The organism is Bradyrhizobium sp. (assembly GCF_049581145.1).
Classification (GTDB): Bacteria; Pseudomonadota; Alphaproteobacteria; order Rhizobiales; family Xanthobacteraceae; genus Bradyrhizobium.
In genome coordinates, this window is sequence record NZ_JBAURI010000382.1 from 1 (window position 1) to 2,002 (window position 2,002).

The window sequence follows — 2,002 nt, forward strand, 5'->3', positions numbered from 1 at the left end:
GTCCATGAGTTGGACGCCGAACCGAGCGACGTAGGAGTCCAGCGGGTAACGGCTGACGCTGCCCTCATTGAGGTCGACCTCGAAGGTCGAGGTCGCCATATGGTCGGCTGCCGCCAGCTTCACTTCCTCCACCGTCTTGTCGTGGGCGACCAGCAAGGTCAGATCGCGGTCCGAGGCGGCGTGAGCGTTTTTGCTCGCCGAGACGCTCGGCATCAGATAGGCGCGCATCTGCAAGGCGTCGTTGAGAGCGTCGATGCTGATCGGCTCGAGATAAACCTCCCCCGCCGGCTCGACCGGGTCTGCGGCGCCGAAATGCTGCTCGCCGGGCAGTTCCGAAACCTTGAAGCGGCTAAGCATCAGGAGATAGCACGCTGTGAGCGCCAGCAGGACGATCCCGACCGCCAGCAATCGCATCTTCAGGCCGCGTGGCTGGCGCCGGTCCATCCCCCACCTCTATCGCGTCCGTGGATAAGTTAGGGCCTTGGCGGCGGCCGAATCGCCGAGGGACTACTATTGCGTTGCTTTCCGGAGCGTCGAGCGAAAACTAGTCCCCAGTTCTTCGCAGCGCGCTCCAGCCAAACTCGGGGCGACGCGACGGGACGCCAGCCGGGCGAGTGACGGCGGTCACAGCTTGTTGCAATGAGACTGATAGCGGTGTCGACTGGGTTTGCGGCCGCCTCGTGGGCAGGCGGACGATGGGGAGGCCTCATGACAGACGCAGGCAGCAAGCCGTCAACGTTCATGTTCGACGAGGAAAAGTTGCGCAGGGCGATGCCGTTCGAGCTGCGGAAAACCTCAACGGCAGCTCCGTGGAATGGATTGTGGAAGCGCCAGACGGCGGCGAGGGGATCAGTTCGCTGCCGAAGTTCACGCCCGTCGTCTTCAATGCGCCGATCTCCTGCGGCGTCGATGGCATTTTCGGTCCGTGGACCGCTGCGAACACCGGATTTTTGCTGGACATCGAAAGTGCGCCCGTCGGCGGCACGCCGCTCACCTCGAGCAGTTTCGTCTCCGGTTCGGTGACGATCGACTTCATGGGCTGATCGCGACCCTTCGAACCATCCGCGGGCGCCTCACTCCGCCGCCGCTGGCTGGGCTTCAGGCGACGCCGCGAGCTTGCCCGACACCGCCGCGCCCGCGTCCGGCTTGAGCTGGGCGAAGACGAAGACCGACAGGCTCGAGATGATCGCCACCAGGACGAAGGAGAGCGAAAGGTCGCGCGCCTGAAGCTCGGGATCGCCGAAGCCGAACTGGATCGACTGCACGCAGATCGCAGCCACCGCGACCCCGATCGCCCCCGACATCTGCTGCGAGACGCTGGCGAAACTGGTGGCGCGGCTCATCCGCGGGGGGTCGATGTCGGCGTAGCTGATGGCGTTGAGGGCGGTGAATTCGAGCGAGCGGAAGAAGCCTCCGGTCAGCAGCGTCAACAGTAACATCCAGTGCGGCGTAGTCGGCGTGAAGAGGGCGCAGGCGGCCAGAAACGCGCCGGAGATCAGGCCATTGACCATAAGCGTGCGCCGGAAGCCGAACCACCGCAGTAAGGTCGAAGCGGTGAATTTCATCAGGAGCGCGCCGGCCGCGGTGGCGAAGGTCAGCGAGCCCGATTCGAACGGCGTAAGGCCGAAACCGATCTGCAACAGGAGCGGCAGCAGGAAGGGCATGGCGCCGATGCCGATACGGAAAATGAGCCCGCCGATGACGCCGGCATAGAACGTCGGAATTTTAAGGAGCTTGAGATCGAGGATCGCGTCCTCGTTGTCGCCGGCGTGGCGGACGTAGGCCGCGAGCGCGAGCGCGCCGATCGCGACCATCGCCACGACTAGCCACAGCGGCGCGATGCCGCGCCCGATCACGCTGATCCCCGAAATGAGGCTCAAAAGACCGACCCCGGACAGCACGAATCCCCTGAAGTCGAAGCGCGGCACCGCCTCCTCGCGCAGGTTTTGGATGAACCTCAGCGAGAGCAGGATGCCGAGAAGGCCGATCGGCACATTGATCC

At 64.5% G+C, this 2,002-nt stretch carries 3 protein-coding genes; 1 reads left to right on the forward strand and 2 read right to left on the reverse strand.

Translation table 11 applies throughout. The features are described 5' to 3' along the window. Positions 1–444 (reverse strand): DUF4436 family protein (locus WCB02_RS12300; protein WP_423958492.1); only part of this gene is annotated, 444 nt, incomplete at its 3' end. A gap of 251 nt (positions 445–695) precedes the next feature. Here WCB02_RS12300 and WCB02_RS12305 point away from each other — a divergent pair. Next, positions 696–1,043, forward strand: coding sequence for a G1 family glutamic endopeptidase (locus WCB02_RS12305; protein ID WP_423958493.1), 348 nt, complete (start codon positions 696–698; stop codon positions 1,041–1,043). A gap of 30 nt (positions 1,044–1,073) precedes the next feature. Here WCB02_RS12305 and WCB02_RS12310 read toward each other — a convergent pair. Beyond that, a partial coding sequence (locus WCB02_RS12310; protein ID WP_423958494.1) for an MFS transporter occupies positions 1,074–2,002 on the reverse strand: 929 nt, incomplete at its 5' end.

Bases quoted from the DNA above. Each gene is read 5' to 3' on its own strand.
- WCB02_RS12305 (WP_423958493.1), top strand. From the start codon at position 696: ATGGGGAGGCCTCATGACAGACGCAGGCAGCAAGCCGTCAACGTTCAT.